The following is a 3,758-nucleotide window of genomic DNA, read 5'->3' on the forward strand; positions in this document are numbered from 1 at the left end:
GGACGAGGCCGAACAGCTGGCGGCCGACGTGCACACCGAGGCAGTCGAGGGTGGCAGACCCGAACATTGCGCTGCCAGCAGTTGGCTGCTCGGCCAGTGCGCGTTGTCCCGGGAGGACGGACCACTCGCCGCCCGTCACCTAAACACCTGCCTTAGCGAACTCGCGCAGTCTGATACCAGCACTCCACCCTTCCTGCCGGTGATCACGCCCAGCCTGCAACTGGTCCCGATCGCCGGACGGTTGGTGCCCTGCGTCGAGGAAACCCTGCTGTTGGGCCGGCGGGTCGGCGTCATCCAAGCCAAAGGCTACGTGCTGTCCGCCATCGGCTACGCGGCCAGGCTTTCGAGAGACACGCAGTCTGCGATATCCGTCATCACGGATGCAGCCGAACATTTCGCCGAGTTAGGAGATGACCTGGCCAGGGCGCAAACACTCCACCAACTTGGCTGCATTCTGCGCGACTGTGGCGACCACAGTGCGGCCGATGAGGCCCTGTCCTTGGCGCGGGAGCTTCGGCTCGGTCTGGGCGACCGACGCGGCGAGCTGCTGACCGAGATTAATATCGCCCTGCTCCGCGCCATGGGTGGTGATATCGACCGCGGCCTGACAGACGCTCGGCGTTGCCTTTCAGGGTTCGAGTCCGCGGGAGATCAGGTGGGGATGGGCGCCACGCTGACCATTCTCGGTGCCGCCGAACTGATGTCCGGGGAGGTCCGGGCAGCGCGGGAAATGTACAGGCAGGCAGCGGAAAAAGTCGCCCCATGGCGGCGACACACTGGCTGGCAGCGGTTGATGGTGGCAGAGCTATCCAACGAGCTCGGYGACCCGCATCGGGCGGCCCGAGAAATTGACAGGGCTGGGGAAATTTTCGACCGAACGAAATGCCTCATCGCCGGTCAGCGGCTGGCCGCACTGCGTAGGCGGGACCCGGATGATGATGTTGAGACGGCGTTGAGTGCTCGTTGAGTACGGTTCACTAGCGTGATTCCTGGATCTGACAAATAGATCTGACCAACCAACAGCAATCAGGAGGAACGCATCGTGACAACGACGCAGACTAGGCCGACCCGCATCGGCGACGCCACCATCGCCGAGTTCGCCGCCGGGCTGCGCGGCACGGTCGTCAGGCCAGGGGACGCGGACTACGACCACGAACGCAGCATCTGGAACGGGGCCCACGACCGGCGCCCGACGCTCATCGCACGCTGTGCGGGTGTGGCAGACGTGATCCGCACGGTCGATCTCGCGCGCAGCGAGGGGTTGCCGTTGTCGGTTCGCGGCGGTGGACATTCGATCCCCGGGTTTTCCACCGTCGACGACGGTATCGTGCTGGACCTTTCGCTGATGAAGGGGGTCCAGGTGGACCCTGCCCGCCGCCGCGTGGCGGCACAGGCAGGGTGTACCTGGAAGGACCTGGATGCAGAGACCCAGCAATTCGGGCTTGCGGTGACCGGTGGCCTGGTGTCCTCAACCGGCATCGCCGGCTTCACCACCGGCGGCGGCATCGGCTGGCTCGTGCGCAAGCACGGGCTGGCCAGCGACAACCTGGTCGGCGCCGACGTCGTCACTGCTGACGGGCAGTTTATTCACGCCAGTGCCGATGAGCACCCCGATCTGTTCTGGGGGCTGCGCGGCGGCGGCGGCAATTTCGGTGTGGTGACGTCCTTCGAGTATCAATTGCACGAAGTGGGGCCCATGGTCCTTTCCGGCCTGGTTTTCTACCCCGCAGAAGAAGCGGAGCAGGTGTTGCGGGGCTATCGGGCGGCCTGCGCGGCGGCCCCCGATGAGCTGACCACGCTGGTCAACATGACCATGGCGCCGCCGGTCCCGTTCCTGCCAGAATCAGTGCACGGCAAGCCGGTCATCGCTGTGGGAGGGTGCTGGTCCGGCGATCTAGATGCCGGCGAGGCTGCCACCGCACCCTTCCGGTCATTGGGCACGGTCATCGCCGATGTGTTCACGGCCAACCCGTACGCGGGATGGCAGCAGGCGCTCGATCCGCTGTACCCGCGGGGTGTGCACAACTATTTCCGCTCGGCATTTCTGCGCGCCGCCGACGACGCGTCCGTGCGCGTGCTGCTGGACTCGTTTGCGGCATTGCCCAGCGCCATGACGCAGATTCACCTGCACCACCTTGGCGGCGCGGTCGGCCGGGTTCCTGCCGAAGCAACGGCCTTCGCACTCCGCGACCAGGAATTCATCGTCAATGTTGTTGCGCGCACGCCGACAGCGGAAGGCTTCGCGGATGTCGTCGAATGGGCCCGGGGCGTGACGTCTGCGCTCGGTCCGGATGTGACGGCCTACGTGAATTTCACAGGTGAAGCGAATACGGCGCTCGTCCGGGCGTCGTACCCGGCGGATACATACCGGCGGCTCGTGGAACTGAAAAACGAATACGACCCCACCAATCTATTCCGGTTGAACCAGAACATCGCCCCCACGGTGTGACAGCACTGCCTGCGCCAGAGGCACCTCCGATGGGTCCTATCCACCCAGCAAACCCCTTACCTGAAGTTGCGTGAGTTGAGGCAGGAAGATCCCTGGGTTTCCGGGGGTCTTCCTGCCCGTCTCGTGAGAAGCAGGCAAGGAGCGAGCCACAAAGCAGCAACGGCAGGAAACTCACTCCGGTGTGGACAACGTACACACCCCTCTTGGCCGGACAAACGGGAACCAGCCCTCCCCCACGCCACCGGTAAGCCCGCCTTCCGGAGAAAAACATCTTCAAGAAATCCCCGCAGGTCATGTCGTCAGTAGGACCCCACGGCATGAATAGGTGCAAGATCAACCACGGCAACCCGAGCAAGCAAGGAAACCCGAATGACCCACCCCCCTGACGAGGGGAAACACAGCGCCCGAGGTGGGACTCGAACTGCATTCCCTCTCCCGCACACACTGGACTCCCCCGGACATGCGGAATCCGGCCCGATTCGAAGCCCGAAGTGTGGACAAAGTACWCATTCCCAAATTGCCCAGTTCAAAGCATCGCAGCCGCCAGCCGCACCCAAGAAGTGAAGAGCGCACTCCAGGCGATCTGGGCAGCACACACCTGAATTCAGACGACCCACGCGCGCACGTCGTGATGGCCTCGATTAAGCTGATGCGCTCTCGTCGGCCCGTCTGAACACCCGTCGCACGCCGCCTCGCGCGAGCATGAGAACGATGATCAGTGCAGTCACTTGAAAGAAGCCACCGAGACGGACAGCGTCGCCGAATACCAGGTCAACCAGTCCGAGCACCATGAACTTGCTCCCCGGCAGCACCAGCAACAGGGTGAACGCGCTGACAATTCGAACCCGCCGAGTATCGGCCGACCGGATCCGCGCAACGATTTTCTTCTTCGCCCACAGCACGACTTCAAGGACGACCTTCAGCAGGATCGCCGTCAAGAGCGCCAACAGGAATGTTTCGGATATGACGTCGGGAAACAGCTGGATGAACACACCCAGCACCACGAGATAGACCAGCACGTCGACCAGATCTATTGGACGGATCCGCATCCAGCGAGTATATCGACGGCGCCCGGACCGCCCTCTTGCCCGATTAGGATTCCTTCCACTTCGCTCAGGCCCTGCAAGTGCCCCACCCGCCCCACGCAGACCCAGAGCAGTCCGTTTGCCCGTTCCACGGCCTGCCCCATAAGAGTCGTTCACGCGCGGTCTCGGTCTCTTCCGCGACCAGGATGTAACCAAGGTCCGCCGCCCTCGACTCGTGGATCTGGCTCCTGGGTAGGGTGCCGACCTGTCAATGAGCAGATGGT

3 protein-coding genes are annotated in these 3,758 nt (G+C 63.6%); 2 read left to right on the forward strand and 1 reads right to left on the reverse strand.

The window, feature by feature from the left end; all coding sequences use genetic code 11:
• Both AC1DHX_RS20385 and AC1DHX_RS20390 read left to right on the forward strand, forming a co-directional pair.
• On the forward strand, positions 1-967 hold a 967-nt coding region (locus AC1DHX_RS20385; protein WP_476900433.1), incomplete at its 5' end, for a hypothetical protein.
• 75 nt (positions 968-1,042) lie between these two features.
• The gene (locus AC1DHX_RS20390) at positions 1,043-2,449 is read left to right on the forward strand and encodes an FAD-binding oxidoreductase (RefSeq protein ID WP_476858739.1); all 1,407 of its coding nucleotides are present in this window, start codon (positions 1,043-1,045) and stop codon (positions 2,447-2,449) included.
• A 641-nt stretch (positions 2,450-3,090) separates the two neighbouring features.
• Here AC1DHX_RS20390 and AC1DHX_RS20395 read toward each other — a convergent pair.
• Positions 3,091-3,498 carry a hypothetical protein gene (locus tag AC1DHX_RS20395; protein WP_476851182.1) on the reverse strand — a complete coding sequence of 136 codons (408 nt, stop codon included), beginning with the start codon at positions 3,496-3,498 and terminating at the stop codon, positions 3,091-3,093.
• Between the last annotated feature and the right edge of the window lie 260 nt (positions 3,499-3,758).

Source organism: Arthrobacter sp. 05N33_2 (genome assembly GCF_056397425.1).